The 25,152-nt window shown below is 42.2% G+C and carries 20 protein-coding genes and 1 tRNA gene; 4 read left to right on the top strand and 17 right to left on the bottom strand.

Translation table 11 applies throughout. The features are described from left to right. The first annotated feature begins 84 nt into the window (after window positions 1-84). Entirely contained in the window at window positions 85-1,284 is a 1,200-nt protein-coding gene (locus tag DW036_RS15515) for a pyridoxal phosphate-dependent aminotransferase (protein ID WP_118465181.1), read from the top strand. A gap of 108 nt (window positions 1,285-1,392) precedes the next feature. After that, window positions 1,393-2,637: an ABC transporter permease gene (locus tag DW036_RS15520; protein ID WP_118465246.1), complete on the top strand. Its 1,245-nt coding sequence runs from the start codon at window positions 1,393-1,395 to the stop codon at window positions 2,635-2,637. Between the two features lie 133 nt (window positions 2,638-2,770). Here the strand turns inward: DW036_RS15520 and DW036_RS15525 are convergent, their stop codons facing one another. The 9 genes from DW036_RS15525 to DW036_RS15565 form a co-directional block, all read right to left on the bottom strand. Then, entirely contained in the window at window positions 2,771-3,943 is a 1,173-nt protein-coding gene (locus DW036_RS15525; RefSeq protein ID WP_118465182.1) for a glycosyltransferase, read from the bottom strand. A 171-nt stretch (window positions 3,944-4,114) separates the two neighbouring features. Further along, a complete protein-coding gene (gene bioD, locus DW036_RS15530; protein ID WP_118465183.1) occupies window positions 4,115-4,756 on the bottom strand; it encodes a dethiobiotin synthase in 642 nt (213 codons plus the stop codon). Window positions 4,757-4,760: 4 nt separating this feature from the next. After that, window positions 4,761-5,516 (bottom strand): malonyl-ACP O-methyltransferase BioC, encoded by a 756-nt coding sequence (gene bioC / locus DW036_RS15535; protein ID WP_118465184.1) that lies wholly within the window; start codon window positions 5,514-5,516, stop codon window positions 4,761-4,763. After that, window positions 5,501-6,193, bottom strand: coding sequence for a pimeloyl-ACP methyl esterase BioG family protein (locus DW036_RS15540; RefSeq protein ID WP_118465185.1), 693 nt, complete (start codon window positions 6,191-6,193; stop codon window positions 5,501-5,503). The genes bioC and DW036_RS15540 overlap by 16 nt, the downstream gene beginning before the upstream one ends. Before the next feature lie 79 nt (window positions 6,194-6,272). Further along, window positions 6,273-7,427 carry an 8-amino-7-oxononanoate synthase gene (locus DW036_RS15545; protein WP_118465186.1) on the bottom strand — a complete coding sequence of 385 codons (1,155 nt, stop codon included), beginning with the start codon at window positions 7,425-7,427 and terminating at the stop codon, window positions 6,273-6,275. After that, the gene (gene bioA / locus DW036_RS15550; RefSeq protein WP_118465187.1) at window positions 7,424-9,682 is read right to left on the bottom strand and encodes an adenosylmethionine--8-amino-7-oxononanoate transaminase; all 2,259 of its coding nucleotides are present in this window, start codon (window positions 9,680-9,682) and stop codon (window positions 7,424-7,426) included. The genes DW036_RS15545 and bioA overlap by 4 nt, the downstream gene beginning before the upstream one ends. Before the next feature lie 15 nt (window positions 9,683-9,697). Further along, window positions 9,698-10,144: a hypothetical protein gene (locus DW036_RS15555; protein ID WP_118465188.1), complete on the bottom strand. Its 447-nt coding sequence runs from the start codon at window positions 10,142-10,144 to the stop codon at window positions 9,698-9,700. A 113-nt stretch (window positions 10,145-10,257) separates the two neighbouring features. Next, window positions 10,258-10,695, bottom strand: a complete 438-nt coding sequence (locus DW036_RS15560; protein WP_118465189.1) for a PepSY-like domain-containing protein — start codon at window positions 10,693-10,695, stop codon at window positions 10,258-10,260. A 93-nt stretch (window positions 10,696-10,788) separates the two neighbouring features. Then, on the bottom strand, window positions 10,789-12,861 hold the full coding sequence (locus DW036_RS15565; RefSeq protein WP_118465190.1) for a UvrD-helicase domain-containing protein: 2,073 nt from the start codon (window positions 12,859-12,861) through the stop codon (window positions 10,789-10,791). A 137-nt stretch (window positions 12,862-12,998) separates the two neighbouring features. Between DW036_RS15565 and DW036_RS15570 the strand changes: the two genes are divergently transcribed. Next, the gene (locus DW036_RS15570) at window positions 12,999-13,583 is read left to right on the top strand and encodes a phosphoglycerate mutase family protein (protein WP_118465191.1); all 585 of its coding nucleotides are present in this window, start codon (window positions 12,999-13,001) and stop codon (window positions 13,581-13,583) included. Between the two features lie 18 nt (window positions 13,584-13,601). Here DW036_RS15570 and DW036_RS15575 read toward each other — a convergent pair whose 3' ends face one another. Both DW036_RS15575 and DW036_RS15580 read right to left on the bottom strand, forming a co-directional pair. Beyond that, window positions 13,602-14,369: a response regulator transcription factor gene (locus DW036_RS15575; RefSeq protein WP_187374620.1), complete on the bottom strand. Its 768-nt coding sequence runs from the start codon at window positions 14,367-14,369 to the stop codon at window positions 13,602-13,604. 100 nt (window positions 14,370-14,469) lie between these two features. Then, the gene (locus tag DW036_RS15580; RefSeq protein ID WP_118465193.1) at window positions 14,470-16,098 is read right to left on the bottom strand and encodes a glycoside hydrolase family 43 protein; all 1,629 of its coding nucleotides are present in this window, start codon (window positions 16,096-16,098) and stop codon (window positions 14,470-14,472) included. Window positions 16,099-16,422: 324 nt separating this feature from the next. Between DW036_RS15580 and DW036_RS15585 the strand changes: the two genes are divergently transcribed. Next, complete coding sequence (locus tag DW036_RS15585) at window positions 16,423-17,709, top strand: MATE family efflux transporter (RefSeq protein ID WP_118465194.1); 1,287 nt, start codon at window positions 16,423-16,425, stop codon at window positions 17,707-17,709. Window positions 17,710-17,730: 21 nt separating this feature from the next. Here DW036_RS15585 and DW036_RS15590 read toward each other — a convergent pair whose 3' ends face one another. From DW036_RS15590 to sppA, 6 genes are all read right to left on the bottom strand, one after another. Further along, window positions 17,731-19,734 carry a sensor histidine kinase KdpD gene (locus DW036_RS15590; RefSeq protein ID WP_118465195.1) on the bottom strand — a complete coding sequence of 668 codons (2,004 nt, stop codon included), beginning with the start codon at window positions 19,732-19,734 and terminating at the stop codon, window positions 17,731-17,733. 405 nt (window positions 19,735-20,139) lie between these two features. Beyond that, window positions 20,140-20,212 (bottom strand) — tRNA-Phe (locus DW036_RS15595). Window positions 20,213-20,345: 133 nt separating this feature from the next. Beyond that, window positions 20,346-21,413 (bottom strand): thiamine-phosphate kinase, encoded by a 1,068-nt coding sequence (gene thiL, locus DW036_RS15600; RefSeq protein WP_118465196.1) that lies wholly within the window; start codon window positions 21,411-21,413, stop codon window positions 20,346-20,348. 2 nt (window positions 21,414-21,415) lie between these two features. Next, a complete protein-coding gene (locus tag DW036_RS15605) occupies window positions 21,416-22,225 on the bottom strand; it encodes a purine-nucleoside phosphorylase (RefSeq protein WP_118465247.1) in 810 nt (269 codons plus the stop codon). After that, a complete protein-coding gene (gene lpxK, locus DW036_RS15610) occupies window positions 22,182-23,285 on the bottom strand; it encodes a tetraacyldisaccharide 4'-kinase (RefSeq protein WP_118465197.1) in 1,104 nt (367 codons plus the stop codon). Before lpxK ends, DW036_RS15605 begins: the two co-directional genes overlap by 44 nt. Window positions 23,286-23,297: 12 nt before the next feature. Then, the gene (gene sppA, locus DW036_RS15615; protein WP_118465198.1) at window positions 23,298-25,067 is read right to left on the bottom strand and encodes a signal peptide peptidase SppA; all 1,770 of its coding nucleotides are present in this window, start codon (window positions 25,065-25,067) and stop codon (window positions 23,298-23,300) included. Between the last annotated feature and the right edge of the window lie 85 nt (window positions 25,068-25,152).

Below are 25,152 nucleotides of genomic sequence, written 5' to 3' on the forward strand. Positions count from 1 at the left end.
GTTACTTTTGCACCTTTGATTGCGTATAATGAAAGTGTATCGTCAATCATTAACATTTATTTGTCAACTTGTAAATACTTAGACATGCCAGCAATATCTATTCGCGGAACGGAGATGCCTGCGTCTCCTATTAGAAAACTGGCTCCTCTGGCTGACGCAGCCAAGCAAAGGGGAGTGCATGTATTCCACTTGAACATCGGACAGCCCGACTTGCCCACACCGCAAGTCGCGATTGATGCAATACGCAATATCGACCGGAAAGTTCTGGAATATAGTCCCAGTGCAGGATATCGTAGTTACCGTGAAAAATTGGTGGGCTATTATGATAAGTTCAACATCAAACTGACGGCAGATGATATCATCATTACGTCCGGTGGTTCGGAGGCGGTATTGTTCTCCTTCCTGGCGTGCCTCAATCCGGGTGACGAGATTATTGTTCCCGAACCGGCTTACGCTAACTATATGGCGTTTGCCATCTCTGCCGGTGCCAAGATACGCACCATTGCCACTACGATAGAAGAAGGTTTTTCGCTTCCTAAAGTAGAAAAGTTTGAAGAACTGATTAACGAGCGCACCAGAGCTATCCTGATCTGTAATCCTAATAATCCGACAGGTTACCTTTATACCCGTCGCGAAATGAACCAGATACGTGACCTTGTGAAGAAGTACGATTTGTTCCTCTTCTCCGATGAAGTGTATCGTGAGTTTATTTATACGGGTTCTCCTTATATCTCTGCCTGCCATCTGGAAGGCATTGAAGACAATGTGGTACTGATTGACTCCGTATCCAAACGTTACTCTGAGTGTGGTATCCGTATCGGTGCTTTGATTACGAAGAATGCGGAAATCCGTAATGCTGTAATGAAGTTCTGCCAGGCACGTCTCAGTCCTCCGTTGATTGGCCAGATTGCTGCCGAAGCCTCTCTGGATGCCGATGAAGATTATCTGCGTGATACGTATGATGAATATGTAGAACGCCGTAAGTGTCTGATAGACGGACTGAACCGTATTCCCGGCGTATATTCGCCTATTCCTATGGGAGCATTCTATACTGTGGCAAAACTTCCGGTGGATGATTCCGATAAGTTCTGTGCCTGGTGTCTTTCCGACTTCGAGTATGAAGGACAAACTGTATTCATGGCACCTGCTTCCGGATTCTACACTACTCCCGGTTCCGGTAGGAATGAAGTGCGTATAGCCTATGTGCTGAAGAAGGAAGATCTGACCCGTGCGCTCTTTGTGCTTTCAAAGGCTTTAGAGGAGTATCCGGGACGAGTTGAATAAATACGTAAGAAGAACACAAATTACGCAAATTGCACAATTCATAGATTTTAGATTAAAGAACTTGTGTTATTTGCGTAATTTGTGTTCTATCTCTATAATTATTATGACATGAGTTTAGCCCTGTTTTTGGCCCGACGTATTTACCGTGACAGCGATGCCGGAAAGCAAATTTCCCGTCCTGCCGTGCTCATTGCTCTGATAGGTGTTGCTATCGGTCTGGCAGTGATGATTATCACGGTGTCGGTGATTGTGGGGTTCAAGAACGAAGTGCGTGGTAAAGTAGTTGGCTTTGGTTCGGACATTCAGATTACGAATTCGGATGCTGCACGTTCCTATGAAACGCGTCCTGTGGTGGTGAATGACAGTGTCATCTCCATTCTATCCGAATATACTGAGGTGAAGCATGTGCAGCGCTATTCTACCAAACCGGGCATGGTAAAGACAGCCGGAGATTTTCAAGGTATGGTCCTGAAAGGGATAGGACCTGAGTTTGATCCTGCGTTTTTCCGTGAACATCTGGTGGAAGGAGAGTTACCACAGTTCAGTGATACAGCGTCTTCCAATCGGGTAGTTATTTCTAAGGCGCTTGCTACGAAGTTGAGATTGAAACTCGGAGATAAGATAGATACTTATTATATACAGGATGATATCCGTGCTCGCCGGTTGCAGATTGTGGGAATCTATCAGACTAATTTCTCGGAATACGATAACCTTTTTCTCCTTACTGATTTATATCTTGTAAATCGTCTTAATAACTGGGAACCGGGACAAGTGAGCGGTGTAGAACTGCAGGTACGCAATTATGATCGCCTTGAAGAAACTACCTATCAGATTGCTGCAGACCTGGACGGAGTAGAGGATAAGTACGGCGAAGACTATTGCGTGCGCAACGTAGAGCAACTGAATCCACAGATATTTGCCTGGCTCAGTATCCTGGATGTGAATATCTGGGTAATATTGATACTGATGGCAGGTGTCGCAGGTTTTACTATGGTGTCCGGCTTATTGATTATCATCATCGAACGTACTTCCATGATCGGCATACTGAAGTCGCTTGGTGCTAATAATACCACCATACGTAAGGTATTCCTTTGGTTCTCAGTCTTTCTTATCGGAAAAGGTATGTTATGGGGCAATGCCATCGGACTGGCGTTCTACTTCCTGCAAAAATGGTTTGGTATCTTCAAACTTGATCCGGAGACGTATTATATGGATACGGTTCCCTTATCTTTCAATATTCTGCTGTTCTTATTGCTGAATATAGGTACTCTGCTGGTATCTGTCCTAATGCTTTTAGGACCTTCTTTCCTGATTACACGCATCCATCCTGCCAATTCTATGAGATACGAATAGAAATGCCACATTTTATCGTCCTAAATGCCACACCTCAACAAGTGAAATGCCACACTTTGTGGGTGATAAAGTGTGGCATTTGTTCTATTGAGATGTGGCATTTGAAATGCTAACTTGCGGCATTGGAAAATAGTCATCTTCTTAGGAAATCACTTCTCTTTCTGAACTGGCAATAAAGCTTCCAGCGAAGTGATTGCATTGGTTGTAAAATATCGAATACCGGAAGGGTAAAGAAGTAACGCCGTTTTTCTCCGAGGTCTTTTGCTGTCTTATTGATAATCAAAGCTTGCATAGTATATCGTAAGGCGAATATCAGAAATACAATACCAGCCACTAACCAGTGAAAGTTTAGTATCCCAATTACCAGAGCAGCTATCCATGCTGCATGAAACAGTAAACGTGTAGTTGTTTCAAAGCCGGATAAATTACGCTGTATTCCCCGATAAAAATGTGCTGTGGCCATATAACTGATTTTCTCCTCCCGCCAGTCTTTAGCACGGAAAACGGGTTGCACGCGAACCACTGCATTTGCATCTGTTTCTACTCGTGTATTCTCTGAGGTAGCCGTTTTATTGATAAATAAATCATCATCCCCGCGTTGCAGGTTCAGGTGTGCTGAAAAGCCTTTCTGGGAATAGAATAACTCTTTCCGGTAAGCCATGTTACGACCGATACCCATATAAGGTTTGCCGGCTAATGCATAGCCTAGGTAACGCATGGAAGTGAACAGATTGTCGAAAGATACCCGTTTGTGCAGCCAACCTTTTCCACGTTCATATCCGCTGTATCCCAATACGATTTGTGCACGTGAAGTAAAATTACGTGCCATGGTACGCAACCATTGGTTACTTTCGGGAAGACAGTTTGCTTCGGTAAACACAAGCCAGTCGTATTTACTTGCTTTTATTCCAAGAGTGATGGCCAGTTTCTTGCGACTGATATAGCGTGAAGAGCTTGGAACAAAACTATGGTACAGGTTCGGATACTTTTCTCCTTGCAGCGTCAGGTAATCTTCGCTTTCATCCGTATTGCCATCGTTGATGACGATAACTTCAAATTGCGGATAATCCTGTTCTAGTACTGCGGTCAGATTCCGGCGCAGATTTTCCACTTCTTCACGAGCATAAATGATGACCGATAAGGGTGGTAATTCCTGTGAAAAATGTATATCACTTCGCTTTACGGCACGGCTACGGATATGTATACGATTATAAAGACAAAAGTAATAAAGGAGTTGAATCAGAAAAAGGATACCGACAGCGGCAAGTAATGCTTGTTCTGTAGTATTGAATGTTAATGTTTCCATGTGGTCGTATGACGTTTTTTGTGTTGCAAATGTACACAAAAAATATGATTATACGCGTAAGTTCGGGAAATAAGAAGCTACAAGTTACACAAGCTACGAGCTACAAGTTGCTACGTTACATTAAGCTAACCTACCGAAAGGCACTTGTAGCTTGTAGCTCGTAGCTTGTAACTATATTACGGGCACCACTATAAACTTGCTTCCCGGAAAGTACTTATCCAGATACCGGCGGATATATTGCATCGTATCTTCCTGTATCGTAGTATCTTCCACGGTAGGATAGAGATTGTACAACACCATGTCCAGTTGTATCCCTCTGTTGCGGATTGCTTCAAAGCTCAGCAATGTATGATTGATACTTCCCAGTTTCCCGGAAGTCACGAATACCAGCGGATATTGCTTTTCTGCAATGTAATCAATTGTCAGATAATCCTCGGTCAGTGGTACCATTAGTCCGCCTGCACCTTCTACAAGTACCACATCATAACGTCGGGCAAGTTCTTGCGTGGCACATTCTATCTTCCCGAAATCAATAGGACGGTTGTCAATACGTGCCGCCAGATGGGGAGAACAAGGATAAGAGAAGATTTCAGGCATGGTCAATCCTTCACGGTCTTCTTCTGTCATGCCAATTCCCATGAGACGGCGATGCAGGTCTATATCTTCAGAATGACCGCTATTGCCTGTTTGGATGAATTTCTGTGTGATAACACGTTTACCGCTGCGAATCAATTCACAGGCATAATAAGCTGTACAATAAGATTTTCCGGCATCTGTGTCGATACCACTGATAAAATAGACATTGTTTTCCATTGCTTTATTTGTTTTTCTTTCGTGTGACAATATAAATAGGGTGGTACGTCAGAGTGACATTTCCATCTTCCCGACTGAATTGCTCTGTGTATCCGTTGCAGAAGGTCTGTAACCGTCCTCGTGTCCATACTTTCTTTTCCGTTCCTGTTACTCCGGTTTCTTTCAGATGTTGCAATACCTGGAGTGGAGTATTAAAGGGGAGAGAAACTATTTCCTCTTCCGCGTATACAGTCTCAAAATGAGGAGCAAGCAGTTCTTTCAACGTTTCTATCGGCAGATACTCAAGCCCATGTCCGGTGAGTGTACGGATTTCGCGCATATTCTCAGTGCCAAAAGTACTGAAAGCTAAATAACCGTCTTCTGACAGGAAACGATGACAACGTGCGAAGAACGTTTCTGGATCATTGAACCATTGCAGTGTAGAACAGGAAGTAATTAAATCCGTTCCTTCGGGAAAGTCCAAGGCTTCGGCATCTCCGGGAATGAATTGCACCATATTTTGTGGAAGCAAATCAGCAAGACATTCTTTCATCTCCGAACATAGATCATTCAGCAGCAAACTTTCCGGTTCTAGCTTGTCCAACAATAACCTGGAATAACTGCCTGTACCACATCCAAATTCCACAATACGATGAAAGAGGAAAGTATGCTCTGTCAGTAGCCGTAACATTTTCTCGGCTACTTGTTGCTGTACCCGTGCTTCGCGTGAGTAGGTATCCCGTGCACGGGCAAATCGTTCTGCAATCAATCTTTTGTCCATATATCCTGCAAATAGTATCGGAACAGTTCAACTTGATAATGAGCATCTTCCGTATAATGTACCCGTATCTTTTTCCGGTTATTCTCTTCTTCTTTACGCCAGGCATTCAGTTGATTGTCGGGTGGAATGATACGGTCGTTACTTCCCACTACTGCTTGTTGCCAATGGAACGAGATGGCAGGTTGTGCGAGATACATGCGTTCTATTTCTGCCAGTTCTTCTTTCAGTTCTTCCAATGGTCGTTTGGGAGTAATATTCAGAAACTCTTTGAATGCCTCTCCGTTGAAGCACATCCTTCTTAGAAACTTATTCAGGGAAGGACCTGTCAACCCTTCCAGGGTTCCGTGATAAATAACGGATGGAATGCCACACATATCATCAATAGGATAGGGAGTACCGTTAATGGCTATACTATTTTTGATTATGAGATCTGCTTCCTGTAATTTATCCATTACCCGAGATGCAGCCCATACACCCATTGACCAACCGATGACATTGATCTCCTTATATCCTTTCAGTAATGAAGCATCAAAATCCAGTGTCCGGTAATCGTAACAGAGCATATAATCACTGTCCGCAGGTTGATAATCTTTGAATGGCGTTTTATCGGCTCCCCAACCGGCAAAAAATAGCAATAGCCGGGGATGCCTGTCTTTTATTATATAAACTTGTTTCATAATCCTGTATGCTTTTTAAGGTACGCGGACGATGCGGATGAAAAATAAAAATCCGTGTTCGTCCGTTTCATTCGCGTATCTATATAATTATTTTTATCAATTCCCTGATTTCTTCTTCCCTTATCTCCGCCGTCAACGAAAAACGAATGCGTGATGTCCCCTCCGGAACTGTAGGAGGCCGTACCGGCAAGGCATAAAAACCATGCCGTTGTAACTCTTCCGCCTTTAGAATCGTGTCTGAGCTTTTCCCTACAATCATCGGTACTATATAACTGTCACTCGGACAAGTATATCCTTTTTCTTTTAAAGCTTTGCGAAGGATATTGCTGATGTTTTTTAAATGTATTCTTCGCTCCCTGAATCCGGCCAATCGCCGCACAACAAACAAAGTCCATGCGATATTTACCGGAGGAAGAGCTGTTGTAAAAATAAGTGTCCGCATCCTGTTTACCAGATACTCCCGAATGGTGCGCCGGCAAACGATATATGCTCCGGCTGATGCGGCTGCTTTGCCAAAAGTCCCTACCAGAAAATCAATCTCCCGAATACATCTGGCTTCTTCAGCGCAACCCAGTCCTTGTTCACCTCGCGCTCCGAAAGCGTGTGCTTCATCCACGTAGAGTAACACATTCTCATACATATGTTTCAGTCGTACCAGTTCTTTCAGATCGGCTATATCTCCGTCCATGCTGAAAATGCTTTCGGTGACGATAATCACCTGTCTGTATGCTGCATGATTTTCAGCCAGTAATCGTTCCAGTTGTTTCAGGTCATTATGCCGGTAACGGATATATTTTGCTGTTGAAAGTCGAATACCGTCAATCAGGCTTGCGTGTACCAGTTTATCTGCCAGTATCAGGGTCTGTGCGTCGCTTACGGCAGGCAGAATACCTGCATTAGCGTGATAACCACTGTTGAATACCAGTGCTGTTTCAGTTCCGAAGAGTTCTGCGAGCGTCTGTTCCAGTTTCTCATAGATGGTGAAGTTACCTGTCAATAGACGTGATGAGGAGGATGTTGGCAAAAAACTGTCGGCTGTCAGTTCTTTCAGAAACTCTTCCCGTAAGGTCCGGTCTGTAGCCAGTCCCAGATAATCATTAGAGGAAAGATTTAGCATTCGCTGTCCGTTTGCGATGACATCCTGTCCTTCATGGATCAGGTTGGGCAATGTCCGCAGATTACTGCTTTCTTTCAGTTCTTGCAGCTCCTGCTGCATTTGCTCTATTATACTCATTCCATTTCTCCTATAATCTTCAACAATCCGCTTGTCAGCTTTGTCAATTGCTCCGGTTCTATGATAAACGGTGGCATGATGTATACCAGTTTTCCAAAGGGGCGTACCCAAATGCCTTCTTCCACAAATCGTTTCTGCATCCAGGCCATGTCTACTGGGTCTTGTACTTCAATCACTCCGATGGCACCCAATACACGGACATCTGCTACCTGCGGAAGTAGTAGTGCTGGTTCCAGTTCACGCCACAACTGTTCTTCAATGCGGCTCACTTTTCCCTGCCAGTCATATTTGGGTGAAGTCAGCAAGCGTATGGAGGCGCATGCCACTGCACATGCCAGTGGGTTTCCCATAAATGTGGGGCCATGCATGAAAGCTCCCGGTGCGTGATTGGAAATCGCATCCGCTACTTCATTTGTGGTCAGTACTGCAGATAGAGTCATGTATCCACCCGTCAGTGCTTTTCCTATGCACATAATATCCGGTTCCACGCCTGCATATTCCCAAGCAAACATCTTACCTGTACGTCCGAATCCAGTGGCTATTTCATCAAAGATCAGTAATATATTATATTCCTTGCATATTCTGGCCGCTTCCCGCAAGAATTGCGGATGATAGAACCACATGCCGCCTGCACCCTGAACGATGGGTTCCAGAATCAGTGCTGCCAGTTCCTCATGATGTTTTTCTATAATATCCAGCAGTTCCAGTGCATCATCCGCATCCCAGTCGCCATCGAACCGTGATTGCGGACGGGAAGAAAAGTACCGTATCGGTAATGCCGAACCGAACAGGGAATGCATTCCAGTCACGGGATCGCATACGGACATTGCATTCCAGGTATCTCCGTGATAACCGCGCCGGATGGTTACAAAATTACTTTTTTTAGCCAGATGTGCTCGATTCGGAGCTGACTGACTTATGGCATACCAATACTGTACAGCCATTTTCATAGCTACCTCCACAGCTACCGAACCTGAGTCTGCATAAAATATCTTTTGCATGGATGGCGGTACAAGTGGCAACAGTAATTTACCCAGTTCTATGGCCGGGTCATGTGTCAGTCCACCGAACATGACGTGCGACATTTTTTCCGTTTGCTCCCGGAGAGCCTGATTCAGTACCGGGTTATTGTATCCGTGCACCATGCACCACCAGGAAGACATGCCTTCTATGAGTACCTGTCCGTTTTCCAGTGTAATGGTTGCCCCGTCTCCGCGTTTCACTTTATATACAGGGAGTGGGTTGGTGGCCGATGTATAAGGATGCCATAAATGTTCCCTGTCGAATTGTGAGTCGCTGAAACGATATCCCGCATCTTCTATCAGCGCTTTGTCTTCCGAAACTTTAGATCCGAGAGTAGTCAGCAAATCTCCCACGATGGCAGAGTTCACACCTATGTACAAGGATTTTTTCACAGCTTCTTTTGTCAGCTGAGAACGCCCTCCTGCAAATCGCAGATAAGCTGTCGGATTGATGAAACGGAACAAAGCAATGGTGGTCAGCACTTCTTCTTCTGTCAGTTGAGTTTGGTTTTCCAGCGGTGTTCCCGGGATGGGTTGCAACAGATTCAGGGGAATGGAAGGTACTTCCAAATCTCTCAATGTAAAGGCAAATTCAATTCGTTGTTCAGCTGTCTCTCCCATACCGATGATACCGCCACAACAGATGTCCATTCCTACGCGGCGGGCGGCTGCCAGTGTCTGTAGTTTTTCTTCCTGCGTATGTGTGCTGCACAGGGTAGGGAAGTGGCTTGGGGCAGTTTCCAAATTACAGTGGTAGCGCGTCACGCCTGCTGTATGCAAGGCACGTAGTTCGTTTTCGTTCAGTAATCCCAGTGAAGCACAGAGTTGAATGGAACTTTTTTGCCTCATATAGCGTGCTGCTTCACACAGTTTTTCCATATTCTTTCCTGAAGGTTTCCGTCCACTGGTTACCAATGAGAAGCGTGCCACGCCTTGTGATTCGTTGTGTAGTGCATGACGCAGGCATTCCTCCTTATCTACCAGATCGTAAACATCCGCTTTCGTCTTGTAGTGTGATGATTGTGCGCACCATTTGCAATTCTCAGGGCAGCGGCCGGATTTTGCATTGATGATGGAACACATATCAAATTCCTGTGATGCCCGTGCGGTCGTAATTTCGTGTGCCGCTTCATAAAGGCTTTTCTTATCCGGCTGTGTAGCCAGCCATTCAGCTTCTGCCTGTGTGATGGGTACATCTTGCAGTACTTTGTTTTTCAATTCTTCTACTGTCATATTCTTACGTTGTTTTTAGGAGAATACAAAACACAAATGACGCGGGTCGTGCAAATCTGAAAACAGCATTTGCATGATCCGCGTCATTTGTGTTCCACTCTTATTTATAATAGTGTTTATATCTTTCTTCTCTTCAGGACCGATGGTAGTCGGACACAATACAGGCAGCAATCCTTTGAAACCGAAGATTTCAAGCATTGTCCTCAATCCGTTTTCACATCCCAATGGTATGCCTATATCCGTTTCCTGTCCTTTACTGTTATCTGTATCTTCCAGGTTTTGTCCGCCGCTTTTGTAGCCGGCCGATGTTCCGGAATTTTGTTTGGAAAGAGAACAATCTGCTACATTTTTGGGCAGACAACCAATAGTGACACAACGGCCCAGGCTGGCAAATGCAGCATAGGCTTTCCGGCTCCATTTCCGGAAGCGTATAGTCGTTCTATAAAGTCGTCTTTTCCTCATGATATTGGGCTATCGGTATTGAACCGATAGCCGGTATTATTTTTGTTAATCGGCTGCAAATGTAACAAAAATATTTTCGTTTGTGCGACTTCTCGCAGATTACTCTGTTTTATTTAGTCATCGATATCAATTACCCGCATCTTCGAATCGAACTTGATTTCCCAACGGTTAGACAGCTTCACTTCATATTCTTTCTTATCTTTCTCTATCTGTACGATCTTAGCATCCGGATAATTAGTCTTTATATAGGTGCGGATAGCTTCCGGGATGATTTGTGCAGGAACTTCACTCTGCTGGCATTTAACTTCTGTCCATTCTCCCGCCTTATCGAATTCAACTTTTTCTCCATTGGTGAAGACTACATCGTAACTCTTATAGAACAATTCCGTTTCCTGTTTCGCCAATGCTACTTTGTGATCTTTAAAATAAGTGTTGAGGAAAGTCTGAGCCTTTGCTGGAAGTTGATTGACTTGAATGGGTTTATCATTATCCGCCATAACCATTGTGTGCATCGTGAACATACATACTAATAACAAAACTAACTTTTTCATATTCTTCTATTTTTAATAATTAATACTTTGGTTTATTATGATATTGCAAATATAGAAGGAGAATCTGGAAAGAAACTGGAATAAATTTCTTTTTTAAAGTTTAAAATCAGGAACGAATTCACTTAGTTTCCCATTGTAAGTTAGTGTCAATTTATGCATTGCCCTTGTTACGGCCACATAGAGCATACTTTTATCAATAGTTGAGTTATAGTTTTTGTCATTGACATGAGGAATGATTACTTCATCAAATTCCAATCCTTTTGCCATGTGAGATGAGGTAACGATGATACCCTTCACAAAAGCAGAGCTTTGATTGGATAGAAAATAAACTTCGGCAGTATATATCTGTAGGCTTTCTGCCAGGTCTTTCGCTTGTGCTTCAGTTTTACATACTATTCCGAGTGAATTATAACCGGATTTCTTGAAGGTTGAAATCAGGTCAATAATACCGGAGCTTTCCTTTTCTGTATTCTCAAATCGTAGGACTGAAGGGAATTCACCATGTCGCATGACGGGCTCCAATTCATTATTCGTTTGAATTTTTTGTGCAAAATCCGTAATCTCAAATGTAGAACGGTAACTTTTGCACAGCTTCATTACTTCGCCCATAGTGAATGCTTTTCTGATTATCTCGGCAGTTGACGAAACATAGGGATTGACAGACTGGGAGGCATCTCCAAGAATTGTTTTCCGGCAGGGATAAAGTTTCTGGATAACTTTGTACTGAATCGGAGAGTAATCCTGCATCTCGTCTATTAAAAGATGCTTGACACGGCATTGGGTAATATTTCCATCTAAAGCCAGATGTAAATATGCTAAAGGGGCCAGGTCAGTGTATTCCAGTATTCTGTTTTTCCGTAATTTGAATAGTTTGGGTTTATCAGTCCATTCAAAGAACTCTTTATAAACTTGAAGATCATTGTTACCTGCAAACATTTTCTTTATTTCTTTCTTCAACAAATTTCTATCGGCGGTGGTAACCGTAAAGTAGTATTGTATCTTCATCATTTCCAGGATATAATCCGTCATTGCTTCGAATCGTTGACGCATGGGATAGCGATTGAAGCGTCTGAATTGCTCTTCAATATATTCAGAAGGAATAGTGATGTGCCTGGTGAGTTTTACATCTATAGCTTTGAAATAGTTATTCTCCATATAGAGAATAAACTTATCAAGCTGCGAAATGAAATCAAAGGAGGATTTATATTTTATCCGTTCTATAAAACTCTGAGTCGTTTTTCCAAGTAATTCCGTTACCTGTTCAAAAAAGCTCTGGTATTTGTATTTATTTTCAAGAACTCCCGACAGAATCTGTTCCATACAGGTTTCAGGTACACTTTCTTCTCCTAACTCGGGAAGGACATTCGAGATGTAATCGCCAAAAACTTTATTAGGTGAGATTATCAGTATGTCTTTTGAAGATATATCCCCTTTCAGTGTATAGAGCAGGTAAGCGATGCGATGTAAGGCAATGGACGTTTTACCCGATCCGGCAACTCCCTGGATAATTAATATATGGGCTTCCTCATTGCGAATAATCCGGTTCTGCTCCCGCTGGATGGTAGTAACGATATTCCTCATTTTATCGTCTGCATTACTGCTGAGTTCTTTCTGGAGAATTTCATCGTGAACCGTCAGCGAACTTTCTATCATGTATTCCATTTTGCCTTTGCGGATGCGATACTGACGTTTGAGGGAAACATCTCCACTGATTTCACCGACAGGAGAGATGTAAGTTGCTTCTCCCAATTCATAATCGTAGAACATACTGGAAATAGGAGCGCGCCAGTCATATATCAGATTCATCTTGCTTTGAGAATCATAAAATGTGTGTATACCTATATAAATAGGTAGAATGTTGGCACCGTTTTTTTTTTCTTTGAAATCTATCCTTCCGAAATAAGGAATGTCCAGTATCCTGCCCAGCCGCTTGCGTTTATCAATCACACTTTCACCCAGTGCAAAATGATTGAGGATACTCTCGCGCATGGAACGGATTTCATGAGGATCGATATCTTTGTTCGACCAGATATAATTTTTATATTCCTGTAAGGTTTCTACATGTTCTTTGACTGAAGTATTGGTGTTGTGAATTGTATCATTTATGATATCGATAACTTGTTGCAAGTGTACTTTTTCCTGTTGCTTTGTTTGATAAAATGTCATAGTTCTTTTAATTTTTTAGCTGAAAAGTTTAGAAAGAGTGGCAAAGTTAGTCCAAATTGTCAGATTATTAAATAGCTATTTATAGCTATATATCCATCCTTTTTTCTACATTTGCAAGTCATTTCAAAAGAAAAAATATGGATATCCTTGATCTTGCCAGGCGGAATCAGCAGAAAGCCTGGAAAATAATAGAAGACACAAAAATCATCCCGACTTGGGAAAGTGTGGGTGCCAGAGTAAATCTCGTAGGCTCTTTGAATACGGGGTTATTGATGAAACACCTGGATATTGATTTTCATATTTATACCCCACAGTTTTGTTTGTCTGACAGTTTTCAAGCAATGGTAAAATTGACAGAGAATAAATCTTTTATGAAGATGGAACATAAGAATTTGTTGGATACTGAGGCGGAATGTGTGGAGTGGCATGCCTGGTATCGGGATGCAGATAATGAGCTTTGGCAGATTGATATGATTCATATTCTGGAAGGTTCCCGGTATGACGGCTACTTTGAAAAGTTCGCCGAACGACTTTCTGCTGTTCTGACTGAAGAAACAAAGTATGCTATTTTAAAACTGAAATATGAGACTCCTGAGTCGGAAAAGATTATGGGAGTGGAATACTACGTGGCTGTTATCCGCGATGGCATACGCAGTTATGAGGAATTTATGGAATGGAGAATCCAACATCCGGCAACAGGCGTTATAACGTGGATGCCGTAAATAATGTATTTTTACGGGTTAGCTTAGTAGCCCCAACTCCAATCCTGCATTGATAGCCTCTATCGAATTTTGTACTCCTAATTTATGCAACAGATTTTGCCGGTGGATATGAACCGTGTGAATACTGATGCAGAGATTATGAGCTATTTCTTTACTCAACAACCCCTTTTGGATAAGCTGTAAAATCTCCAGTTCACGCTGTGTCAAATGGATTTGTGGAGTAGTAAGTAAGGTAGGGGAGAAAGTCTGTCCATTCTTTAGGTTTAATACAGTACAATCTACTTGATCCGAATCTTTTTGATTCGGTGCGATATCCATACTCCCGAGTATGAGCCATGCTTTCCCGGTACTGTCTTTTTCTAAAACTTGTTGCCTGCTGATAACCCGTACATACTGCTGCTTGGCATTTCGTACCCGGTAACTGTAGATATTGGAATAATCATTCCTCTGCTCCGGAGGCAGACTATAAATGAATTGACTTAACCGAACTTGCAAAGTTTGCAATTGTTGTTGGTCATCGGGGTGGATACGAGATTCCAGATAATCTCCCTGTCTCTCCAATGTAGCTATCTTATGGCTGTCATACCCCAGTAAATCCACAAAGTTGGAGGAGGCAAAGGCATATCTGAACTTATATACATCCACCACAAAGGTACAGCTCTGGTTAAGATGAGACATCTGGTGGAGCATTAATTTATCACGCTCCCAGATGCTATAGTCAATATCGGCAGCAGATAAATTCTGTCTGGCCCACATTTCCTCTCTTGTAATGTCGGTTGGTTTCATACAGGATAGTTCTTTATTGCAAAAGTATAACAAGTAACTGTTTATCCTTGTATGTCTATCCTGCTTTTTTGTTATTTTCTTTATATTTTAAAGTTATGCGTTATTCATTACTTTGATATTCAAAGAAGTCAAAGTAGGCTTTATTGGATGATTTTTCTCCGTTGCTGCTGGCATACATCCCGATGAAAGGTCCTATAAAACCACCTGCTTTGTTGGAACTATTGAGACTTGCGTCTTGTTTGCTGCCCAATGCCTGCATGTTTTCTTCAGAATCGCCTATATAAAATTGATAATCCAATCCCTGTGCCACAAGTTTGATGAAACACTTCTTTGTTTTCCATTGAATGTTAGCTACAGTTTCTTCTTTTCCCCCTTCTCTTTTCACTAATTTGATTACATTGCGGTTTGAGTCTTTGCAAAGAACAACTTTATAATGATGGCTTCCATTTTGTAAAACAATCATGCCGGCTTCCTCTTGCTTGCGTGGATTAAACTCCATACTTAGTTGTGCCGTGAAATTGAAGTGCTCAATGCGGCGTGCTATCAGAGAAGGGTTGGTGTCCTCACTAACGGAATTAGGACGTACATTAATAATCAGCTTGCCATTTTCCAGTTGATACCATTTTTCAAAAGGTGTTCGTAGAAAGTTCCAACAGAAACGCAATGAATCTTCATCAAATTCGTCTCTTACCGGTTCTTTCTTAAATACTACAGGGGGCAATCCGGTAGCCTTTTCAGTAGCAAGTACACGTCCTACTCCCGGATTGAAAACAGGCCATCCATCCTGAAAGCTTACAGGAGTAAGGAAAGTTTCACGTCCCAACATGGTATAATCTTTGAGTGGGCGAACCCCCAACATAACTGCCCACCAATCTCCCTGAGGAGTCTGTACCAAATCGGCATGCCCTATGGTTGTGATATCGATGTTCTTTCCTAAGTGCCTATGTGTTAATACCGGATTGGCATATCCCGGTGTGTAAGGTCCGGTTATTTTATCAGCAGTAAATACACTTACAGCATGATTTTCCCAAGTACCCCCTTCGGCAACTACCAGATAATACTTATGGTTGATTTTATAGATGTGTGGAGCTTCGCAGTAAGGAGCATTGATAGCATGTCCGTTGGTCAGAATGTATCGCTCACCGATAAGTTTACCTTGTTTTAAATCCAGTTGTTGCAGGTAGATGCGGTCTTCGTTCAGGTATTTGTCCTGTTCCGGTGTGTCATTGATGGAGCCCGTATACCAACAAGTGCCATCTTCATCAAAAAAGAGAGATGGGTCGATACCCGGAGCATCGGTTAGAAAGACAGGTTCTGAATAAGGGCCTTCCGGTTTGTCGGCAGTGACATAGAAATTACCGCCGGCTTGCTGAGCCGTACAAATGACATAGAACTTACCCTGATGATAGCGAATGGTAGGAGCCCATAGTCCGTTTGAATGCCTCAATCCGTCTTTCATTTGTAGTTGCGAAGGACGATTCAGTACATATCCTATTTGCTGCCAATGCATCAGGTCTTTACTGTGAAAGACAGGAATTCCGGGAAACCATTCGAAACTGGAAGTTACCAGGTAATAGTCGTTTCCTACCCGGCAAATACTGGGATCGGGATGAAATCCGGAGATGATAGGATTCTTAAAAGTGGATGTTTCATGATTCTGGCCTTTCATCGACATTGGCCATCCGGTAAGATATCCGATAAAAAATAAGAAGAGAAAGATTTTTTTCATATTGTCATTTGTATTATTTAGTCTGAAAGCAAATGTAGGGGAAAACAGGGAAACGGAATAGTAGTCATCTGTCTAAAAATAGCTCTATTTGATTATTTTTCCTATATTTGCTGTGCGAAATTCAAATAAAACGATTGTTCAACTTATGAAATACCAACTCTGTATATAGCTACGCTCCACGAATAGCATCTTCCAATAAAAACTATTCGGCTATTTGACGGATTTCTGTAGTTCGTCACAGAGTTTCCATATCTGATTTATTTATATCGAATGACATGCAGCTATGTATATAGTTGTATGACATACGTTTATTTTAGTTGAACAATGAATTATACCTATAAACAAATATGGCTCATCAACTTTCCTGTAATGATGAGCATTCTGATGGAGCAATTAATCAATATTACTGATGCGGTTTTTCTGGGGCATGTGGGCGAAGTGGAGTTAGGAGCTTCTGCACTTGCAAGTGTTTATTATCTGGCCATTTATATGCTGGGTTTTGGTTTTAGTCTGGGTTTGCAAGTTCTGATTGCCCGCAGGAACGGAGAACAAAGATACAAAGAAACGGGAAAAACCTTTTTCCAAGGTTTATTCTTTCTGAGCGGGCTGGCTGTTTTTTTGAGTCTCACTTCCTATGTGTTGTCACCTGTTATCCTGAAGTATTTTATCCGTTCACCAGAGATTTACGAAGCTGCGGTCGATTATCTGGAATGGAGATGTTTCGGCCTGTTATTCTCTTTTCCATTTCTCGCATTTCGCGCTTTCTTTGTTGGAATCACGAAAACGAGAGTATTATCATGGGCAGCTATTATGGCAGTTCTTATCAATATCCCTTGTAATTACTTGTTTATTTTCAGTTTTGATCTGGGGATCTCAGGAGCGGCAATGGCTTCTTCACTGGCTGAAGCCGGTTCGCTATTGATGCTGGCTATCTATACTTACTTGCAAATGAATAAGGAGAGTTTGGGATTAAAACCTGTTTACGACGGAAAACTATTAAAGTCACTTTCTCATTTATCTGTATGGAGCATGATGCATGCTTTCATTAGTGTTGCTCCCTGGTTTCTCTTCTTTGTGGCTATTGAGCGATTGGGTGAAGTACAATTGGCTGTATCCAATATAATCAGGAGTATCTCTACTGTTTTCTTTGTGATAGTCAATTCTTTTGCAGCTACTACCGGTTCATTGGTCAGTAATCTGATTGGTGCGGGAGAGGGGAAAAGTATGTTCCGGCTTTGTGGTAAAATTCTCAGATTAGGATATGCAGTTGGCTTTCCCCTGATAATTATTGCTATGTTTTTAAATAAGCAGATTGTCGGATTTTATACGGATAATGCAGTATTAATCGAGCTTGCCTATTATCCGTTTATCGTAATGTTATTGAATTATACATTTGCCCTGCCCGGCTATGTCTTTATGAATGTAGTTACAGGTACAGGCAATACCCGGATTGCATTTATTTTTCAGATTTCCACTATTGCTTTCTATCTGGTTTACCTGTATCTGCTGAGTTATAGTTTCACAGTTACCCTTCCGGTATACCTGACGGCTGAGTATCTGTTTGTGATTCTCTTGGGTGTACAATCTTACATATACCTGAAAATGAAGTAGCATCGATAAGGATCAGTATCTCTATTTGATGGGTAGAGTAACAATCATTCGTGTACCTTCCTTATATGCAGGATCTATTTTTATCTCTCCGGCAAGTCGTTCTGTGATGAGCCGGCAGAGATACAATCCCAGTCCGTTGCCGGGCATAAAAGTGTCAAGCTTGGAGAAGCGATTGAATACTTCCTCATGCTTCTCTTGCGGGATTCCGTAACCGGTATCGCTGACATATATTGAGATTTCCTTTTTTGATTGATTCACTCTATATCCCAAGGTGATTTGGCCTTTTTCTGTGAATTTATTGGCATTATTCAACAAATGTTCAATTACCTGTGTCAGGTATTGAGCATTGCTTTGAATAATCATGCTTTCTTCCGTAATCTCCAATTTATATTCTATACCTTCCTTTTTCTTAAGTTGCTCCATTTCATGTACACAGATATTCTTAATATCTATGGGTTGACATGGAAGCTTCTCTTTGGAAACATCCAGATTTGCAACTTCCAACATGCTGTTAATGAGACTTGTCAACAACACTGTGTTTTTTTGAATTTCCTGAGGAAACTCTTTTCGCATTTCCGTATCTATCTCTTCATTCATGATCAGATCTGAGAATCCGACAATAGCGTTGAGCGGAGTACGTATTTCGTGGCAAATGGAGTTGATAAACGATTGCTTCATCTTTTCGCTTTCCTGCGCTTTGAGATGTAATGTTTTCAATTCCATCTTCATCTTTTTCTCTTTTTTCCAGGAGAAATATAAATAGGTACAAATGACAACTACAATTATCAATAAAATGCTGAGAGAAATAAGCATGGTCTTCTTATTTTTAATTTCCAGCATAGTCTTCTCATTATTGAGCGCATTCATATCATACTTTACTTGCAATTCATTGAGTTGCTTGTGTGTAGCTTCTGTACTTAGTGAGTCTTGAATCTGATGTGAAATTTTCAGATATTTCAGCGCGTTCTGATAATCTTTGATTTCTTCATAAGTCATAGAATTGATGTTGTATAATCCCGGTAAATTCTGTGGAGCCAATATTGTCGCAAATTTAATGAGGCTGTCATTGGCTGATATTGCTTTGCGGTAATCTCTTTCTGTGCGATTATTGGAGTAATAGTTATTGACACAAAGGTAGTAATTGTATTTATCCAGGTCATTGGTCAGACTCTTGCCGATTTCCTGAATGCGTTTCCAGTAAGATTTCTCCTGTTCCAGTGTCAGATCAGGCAGGCTACTAATCATAAATGAATAATACTGAAGAAGATATAAGTCAATATTATAGAATGGGCGTTGTTTTTGGTAGTCAGTTTTATATTTGTATTCTACCATATTAATGAGCTGTTCCATGATTTTCACAGCCTCTTTACCCTTTCCGGTCTGTGCATATGTAAAACATACTCTCCAAATAATGAATTTCTTATAGATATATTTATCTTTTTCGGGGAGTGATTCTGCAAGTTGCATAGCCTTATCCAAATAAGGAGTTGCCTTTACGAATTGATTGTTCATATAGAAACTTGTACCCATATTATAAGCCGATGCTATCTGGCTGTAGATATCTTCTTTGGCATTTTTCTTTGAATTTTGGAAACTTATTTCTTCTTTGATAGCTTCGTCTCTTTCTCCTGAGTAGCACCGTGAGTCGAAAGTACGCATATGATAGAAAGGCAATAAACTTCTCAGTTCTTCCTCGGTTGCCATCTTTTCAAAAAGTTCAGTATATTTGGCTACCGTATCCTTATTGTAATCGTTGATTCCGGCAATAAGAATATCATCAAGTGCATTCATCATACTCTTTCTGTCTTTGATTGTTGATGCTTCCTGATACATCTTCAATAGGTAAGCTTTAGCTTCAGGGTTCTCTATATATATGTCCGCCAGGTTTCTATATACTTGAATTCTTTGTTCAGGGGATTGGGAGTTTTTTAAAACACCTAGAAGACTATCTGCTGCCTGGGTCAGATTGGTGGCAAGCGCTGTCGAGCTAATAAGTATAAATATAGCAGTTAGTAAATGTCGCATAATATGTTGCTACTTTGTAATGGCGCAAATCTACTGCTTTTTTTCGTGATTTTCCATTGTTTGAGAAAAATAATTTTAGAGGATTAACTTTGATATTTTTACTTTGTGATTTGCCTTCTGAATTTGTCGGGTTTTACAATAAAATTCTGTCTTACTGCATTTTGGAGTATATCGTTCTTGTGAATCAGAGAGAAATCTTTATATTTGTAAAATGATGATGAATGTTGTATAAACTTTTATAGACTTGATACTTAAAAACGTAATTAAATGTCAAAATCAAGGCTGTGTCTTATGGTAGCAGTTAAGGATATGAACTCAGGTTGCTGTAAAATAGTAACAGAAGTGAATCGGTAGAATAAGAAAAAGCGTTGTAAATTATTAATTTACAACGCTTTTTCTTTAAAGTGGTGCCACCAGGAATCGAACCGGGGACACAAGGATTTTCAGTCCTTTGCTCTACCAACTGAGCTATGGCACCATTGTTTCTCTTTTGCGGTTGCAAAGGTAGTGAAACTTTTGGATTGTGCAAGGGCTTTGGAGATAAAAAACGCTGATAATTGCCTATGTGACTAAGTATCAGCGTTTATAATTTAATAAAAAAAGTGTTTTTTTTATTTTTCTCCCTTTTCAGCTTCTGCATTTTCGGTCGTTTCGTCTTTCAGCGGGTTCCAGCCTTGGGCTTTCAGCTCAAATTCCTGACCATCGCGGGTAATTAACGCACAACCCAGTTCCGGTTTCGTGATATGACCGATCAGCTTCACACCCTCCATTTCAGAGATCTTTTCGTGGTCAGAGATGGGGACGGTGAATAGCAATTCATAATCTTCGCCACCGTTCAGTGCACATGTAGTCAGGTTCATGTTGAACTCCTCTGCCATGACAGCTGTCTGGTAGTCGATAGGAATATGTTCTTCGTAAACGCGGCAACCTACTTTACTTTGCGTACAGATATGTAGCAATTCAGAAGATAAACCGTCCGAGATATCCATCATGGAAGTGGGTTGAATCCCTTCTTCCGCTAATTTCTCGATGATATCGCGACGTGCCTCCGGTTTTAGCTGACGTTCCAGAAGATACTCTTTTCCAGAGAAATCAGGCTGCACATCAGTCTTCCCTTTTAAAGCCACCTTCTCGCGTTCCAATAGCTGTAAACCCATATATGCCGCACCCAAGTCACCGGTCACACAAATCAGATCAGTCTCTTTGGCACCATTCCGGTAGACAACCTTATCCTTATCTGCCTCACCAATACAAGTGATGCTGATTGCCAGTCCTGTAAGCGAGGAAGAAGTGTCACCACCTATGATATCCACATCGTATTCCTCACATGCCAGGCGGATACCTGCATATAGCTCCTCCATATCTTCTACGGAGAAGCGCTTGGAGAGAGCCAGGGAAACCGTTATCTGCTTCGGGGTACCGTTCATGGCATAGATGTCGGAGAAGTTCACGACAGCCGCCTTATAGCCTAAATGTTTCAGTGGGACATAAATCAAATCGAAATGTACACCTTCCATCAGCAAGTCAGTAGTAATCAAAACCTGCTTTTCGGTAGGATAGGAGAGTACGGCGGCATCGTCGCCTACACCGTACTTACTCGATTCATTCTTCAGTTCAATGCCTTCGGTAAGGCGGCGGATAAGACCGAACTCACCGAGGCTTGATATTTCTGTTCTCATGATTATGCTCTGTTTATCAATTCTCTCATAATTTCCGTCATCTTCGGTTGTGCAGCATCGGCAGCTTTCTGCACTTCCTCGTGCGTTACTTCCACAATCTTGCCTTCCACACCGAGGTCGGTAATCACGGAGATACCGAACACTTTGATGCCACAATGATTGGCAACAATCACTTCCGGCACTGTAGACATACCTACTGCATCTGCACCGAGGATATGGAACAATTTATATTCGGACGGTGTCTCAAACGTCGGGCCTTGCGTACCGATATATACGCCATGTTGCACCTTAATTCCTTTTTCTGCTGCAATAGCATTTGCCTTACGGATCAGCTCTTTGTCATACGCCTCACTCATATCCGGGAAACGCGGGCCATACGGAATATTCTTGCCACGTAACGGATGTTCCGGGAAATAATTGATATGATCCGTAATAATCATCAGGTCGCCGATTTCAAAATCAGGATTCGTACCACCACTGGCATTTGAAACGAACAGGGTTTTGATTCCCAGTTCACGCATCACACGTACGGGGAATGTTACTTCTTTCATTGAGTAACCCTCGTAGTAATGGAAGCGTCCCTGCATTGCCATGATATCTTTGTTGCCTAACTTTCCGAATATAAGTTTCCCGCTGTGTCCTTCTACCGTCGATACGGGGAAGTTCGGGATTTCCTCATATTTTATTTCATACTTCTCAGTGATTTCGGTGGCGAGACTGCCTAAACCGGTTCCGAGGATAATTGCTGTCTCTGGTTGTGTGTGCATTTTACCTTTTAGGTAAGCTGCTGTTTCTTGAATGAGCTCTAACATAGCCAATAATATTTTGGTTAAATATATGTTGTTGATTTTGTAAAAATTCTATCTCAATAGGCAAAACGTATAGATACGGTTTCAATGCTTCGGCCAATGCCGGATGATGTTGCAGCCTTGTTGCATCCTTTTCTGTTGTGATTATCAGTTTTTTATTTCCTTCCAGGTGTTCGAAGCGTTCCTTGATCATTTGCAGATCCTTGTTATTGAAATCATGGTGATCGTCAAACTGGCATATGTTCACATGCGGCGTATATGCTTCCAGTTTTTCCACCAAGGGTGCGGGTGAAGCGATTCCTGTAACCAGCAACACCTGTTCGTCTTTTTCCAGCGATGTGAGAGTTCTCCGCTTCTTGCCGAAAAGCGGTGTCAGTGCTCCGTATCGGAATGAGGAGAAATAAAGTTGTTGGTATGGATACAGTTTCAGCCTTTTCGTGATGATATTGAAATCTATTGGTTTGATATCCTCCGGACATTTGGTTACGATCACGATATGCGCCCGGTTTTTGCCGTCTTCCGGTTCACGCAATCGTCCTGCCGGAAGCAGGGTGTCATCCGAGAACAACCTGTGAAAATCAGTCAGCAGTATATTCAGTCCGGCCTTTACATGTCGGTGCTGGTAGGCATCGTCCAGTAACACTACATCCACTTTGGGATTGTCCAACTTCATCAGTTGTTCGATGCCATGACAACGATTCTCATCTACAGCTACCCGAATATCCGGGAATTTGGTTTTTATCTGATACGGTTCGTCGCCGATGCGCTTCACGTCTGTTTTCTCCGTAGCCAGCACATATCCCTTGCTTTTCCGTTTATAACCGCGGCTCAGCATGGCAACGTTTGCTCCTGTCTGTTGCAACAGCTTGATAAGATACTCCGTGTGTGGCGTCTTGCCAGTTCCGCCTACAGCGAGGTTTCCGACGCATACCACAGGTACATCAAAACTCTTTGACTGGTAATATCCCCAATCAAAGAGTTTATTTCTCAAGTATACTCCCATCCCGTAAATCCACGAGATGGGGTATAGCCAATAGTGTATCTTAACCAGCGGTTCTTCCATCCACTCCTTTCTTTAATTGATGTTCAACTCGAACGGAACGCGTGCCTGAATCTTATCGTAATTCTCAAAGTTATTCAGCCAGTCGAACTGATTGTAAAGTTCACCTACTTTGCCTTTCAACATACGAGATTGGATATATCCACCCGGATTCGTATCCATCAGCGTTTCGAAGAAACTCTTCTTGCCTGGGTAAGACATTACGGTGTAAGCATCCAGTCCGGCTTTTCCGATAGCCATTTCCAATGCTTTGTCCAGTCCGCCCAGTTCGTCTACCAAGCCCAGTTCTTTGGCTTTGGCACCTGTCCACACACGACCTTCGGCAATCTTTTTGATTTCGTCCGTAGTCATGCCGCGGCCTTCTGCGCAACGTTTCACGAACAGTTCATAACCCTCGTTCACCATATTTTGCATCAAAGCCTTTTCACCATCATTCAGTGCACGTCCCATCATTCCGAAGTCAGAATATGTATTTGTCTTCACAACGTCAAATGAAAGGCCTATCTTGTCTGTCAGTCCCTTCACGTTGGGGAACATACCGAAGATACCGATGGAACCCGTCAGTGTGGTCGGGTCAGCTACGATGCTGTCTGCGTTACAAGAAATATAGTATCCACCTGATGCAGCATAGTCACCCATAGATACAATTACCGGTTTTTCTTTCTTCAACTCGGTCACTGCATACCATATTTGTTCCGAACCGAAAGCGCTACCACCCGGAGAGTTCACACGCAGCACTACCGCTTTCACGTCTTCGTCTTCTTTCAGTCTGCGCAAGTCGCGGATCACCTTTTCAGAGTTGATTCCATTTTCGCTATCAGCATATGAACTTCCGCTATCAATGGCACCATACGCATAGTACACGGCAACAATGTTTCCACTCTTATCTTTCGGAACGTTTTTCTTTACGTTTACCATATCTTTCAGAGTCAGTACCGGCATACGGTCATCTTTATCTATGCCTATCAGAGTTTTCAGATAGTTGCGTACATCATTCTTATATATTAAGGTGTCTGCAAGTCCATATTCCACGCAGTCTTCTGCAGGGTAGAACATCAGCATCTTGTCGGCAGCTTCGTTCAACTTCTCCTTGCTTACGCGTCTTGATTCGGAGATGTCGCCCAACATTTGTCCCCAGATGCCATCCAGAAATACAGTTACCTGTTCGCGGTTGGCCGGGCTCATTTCGGTAGAGATAAACGGTTCTACAGCCGATTTGTAAGTACCTACTTTGAATACCTGCATTTCCACACCAATCTTAGACAACAAATCCTTGTAGAAAACCGGAGTAGAAGCCAGACCGTACCAGCCGATTGAACCTTGTGGATTCAGCATCACCTTGTCGGCTACACTTGCCAGGTAATACAGACGCTGTGAATATTGGTCGCCGTAAGCTATTACGAATTTACCGCTGGTCTTGAAGTCAGCCAGTGCTTTGCGTATTTCTTCTATGGAAGCAAAACCTGCGCCCATTGAACCGGCCTGCAGATAAATACCTTTGATGTTTTCGTTATCCTTAGCCTTCTGGATAGACGACAGAATGTCATCCAAACCATAAGTGGTTTCATCTTCACTCAGGAACATGTCGAACGGATTGTCCTGACTGCGTTCAGAGAGCATACCTCTCATGTCGAGCATCATCACAGAGTTCTTGCGTACTTGTGTTTCAGACTCCGACGAAGACAGCATACTAAACAGTATCAGGATGCTGACGAAAAACAACACAACGCATGACACGATAATACCTGTGATGGTGGCAAGCGTAAATTTAAAAAATTCTTTCATTGTAGTTATTGTTTTTTGTATGCTAACTTATAAAAGCTAACAAAGATAAATAATTGAATTGATATTTACCCTATCTGTCGCAAGG

It is taken from the genome of Bacteroides sp. AF39-11AC (genome assembly GCF_003474285.1).
Taxonomy (GTDB): Bacteria; Bacteroidota; Bacteroidia; order Bacteroidales; family Bacteroidaceae; genus Bacteroides.

What these genes read in the sequence shown, in the direction of transcription:
- DW036_RS15515 (WP_118465181.1), top strand. Translation starts at nt 85, where the DNA reads ATGCCAGCAATATCTATTCGCGGAACGGAGATGCCTGCGTCTCCTATT.
- DW036_RS15520 (WP_118465246.1), top strand. Translation starts at nt 1,393, where the DNA reads ATGAGTTTAGCCCTGTTTTTGGCCCGACGTATTTACCGTGACAGCGAT.
- DW036_RS15525 (WP_118465182.1), bottom strand. Translation starts at nt 3,943, where the DNA reads ATGGAAACATTAACATTCAATACTACAGAACAAGCATTACTTGCCGCT.
- bioD (WP_118465183.1), bottom strand. Translation starts at nt 4,756, where the DNA reads ATGGAAAACAATGTCTATTTTATCAGTGGTATCGACACAGATGCCGGA.
- bioC (WP_118465184.1), bottom strand. Translation starts at nt 5,516, where the DNA reads ATGGACAAAAGATTGATTGCAGAACGATTTGCCCGTGCACGGGATACC.
- DW036_RS15540 (WP_118465185.1), bottom strand. Translation starts at nt 6,193, where the DNA reads ATGAAACAAGTTTATATAATAAAAGACAGGCATCCCCGGCTATTGCTA.
- DW036_RS15545 (WP_118465186.1), bottom strand. Translation starts at nt 7,427, where the DNA reads ATGAGTATAATAGAGCAAATGCAGCAGGAGCTGCAAGAACTGAAAGAA.
- bioA (WP_118465187.1), bottom strand. Translation starts at nt 9,682, where the DNA reads ATGACAGTAGAAGAATTGAAAAACAAAGTACTGCAAGATGTACCCATC.
- DW036_RS15555 (WP_118465188.1), bottom strand. Translation starts at nt 10,144, where the DNA reads ATGAGGAAAAGACGACTTTATAGAACGACTATACGCTTCCGGAAATGG.
- DW036_RS15560 (WP_118465189.1), bottom strand. Translation starts at nt 10,695, where the DNA reads ATGAAAAAGTTAGTTTTGTTATTAGTATGTATGTTCACGATGCACACA.
- DW036_RS15565 (WP_118465190.1), bottom strand. Translation starts at nt 12,861, where the DNA reads ATGACATTTTATCAAACAAAGCAACAGGAAAAAGTACACTTGCAACAA.
- DW036_RS15570 (WP_118465191.1), top strand. Translation starts at nt 12,999, where the DNA reads ATGGATATCCTTGATCTTGCCAGGCGGAATCAGCAGAAAGCCTGGAAA.
- DW036_RS15575 (WP_187374620.1), bottom strand. Translation starts at nt 14,369, where the DNA reads ATGAAACCAACCGACATTACAAGAGAGGAAATGTGGGCCAGACAGAAT.
- DW036_RS15580 (WP_118465193.1), bottom strand. Translation starts at nt 16,098, where the DNA reads ATGAAAAAAATCTTTCTCTTCTTATTTTTTATCGGATATCTTACCGGA.
- DW036_RS15585 (WP_118465194.1), top strand. Translation starts at nt 16,423, where the DNA reads ATGAATTATACCTATAAACAAATATGGCTCATCAACTTTCCTGTAATG.
- DW036_RS15590 (WP_118465195.1), bottom strand. Translation starts at nt 19,734, where the DNA reads ATGCGACATTTACTAACTGCTATATTTATACTTATTAGCTCGACAGCG.
- thiL (WP_118465196.1), bottom strand. Translation starts at nt 21,413, where the DNA reads ATGAGAACAGAAATATCAAGCCTCGGTGAGTTCGGTCTTATCCGCCGC.
- DW036_RS15605 (WP_118465247.1), bottom strand. Translation starts at nt 22,225, where the DNA reads ATGTTAGAGCTCATTCAAGAAACAGCAGCTTACCTAAAAGGTAAAATG.
- lpxK (WP_118465197.1), bottom strand. Translation starts at nt 23,285, where the DNA reads ATGGAAGAACCGCTGGTTAAGATACACTATTGGCTATACCCCATCTCG.
- sppA (WP_118465198.1), bottom strand. Translation starts at nt 25,067, where the DNA reads ATGAAAGAATTTTTTAAATTTACGCTTGCCACCATCACAGGTATTATC.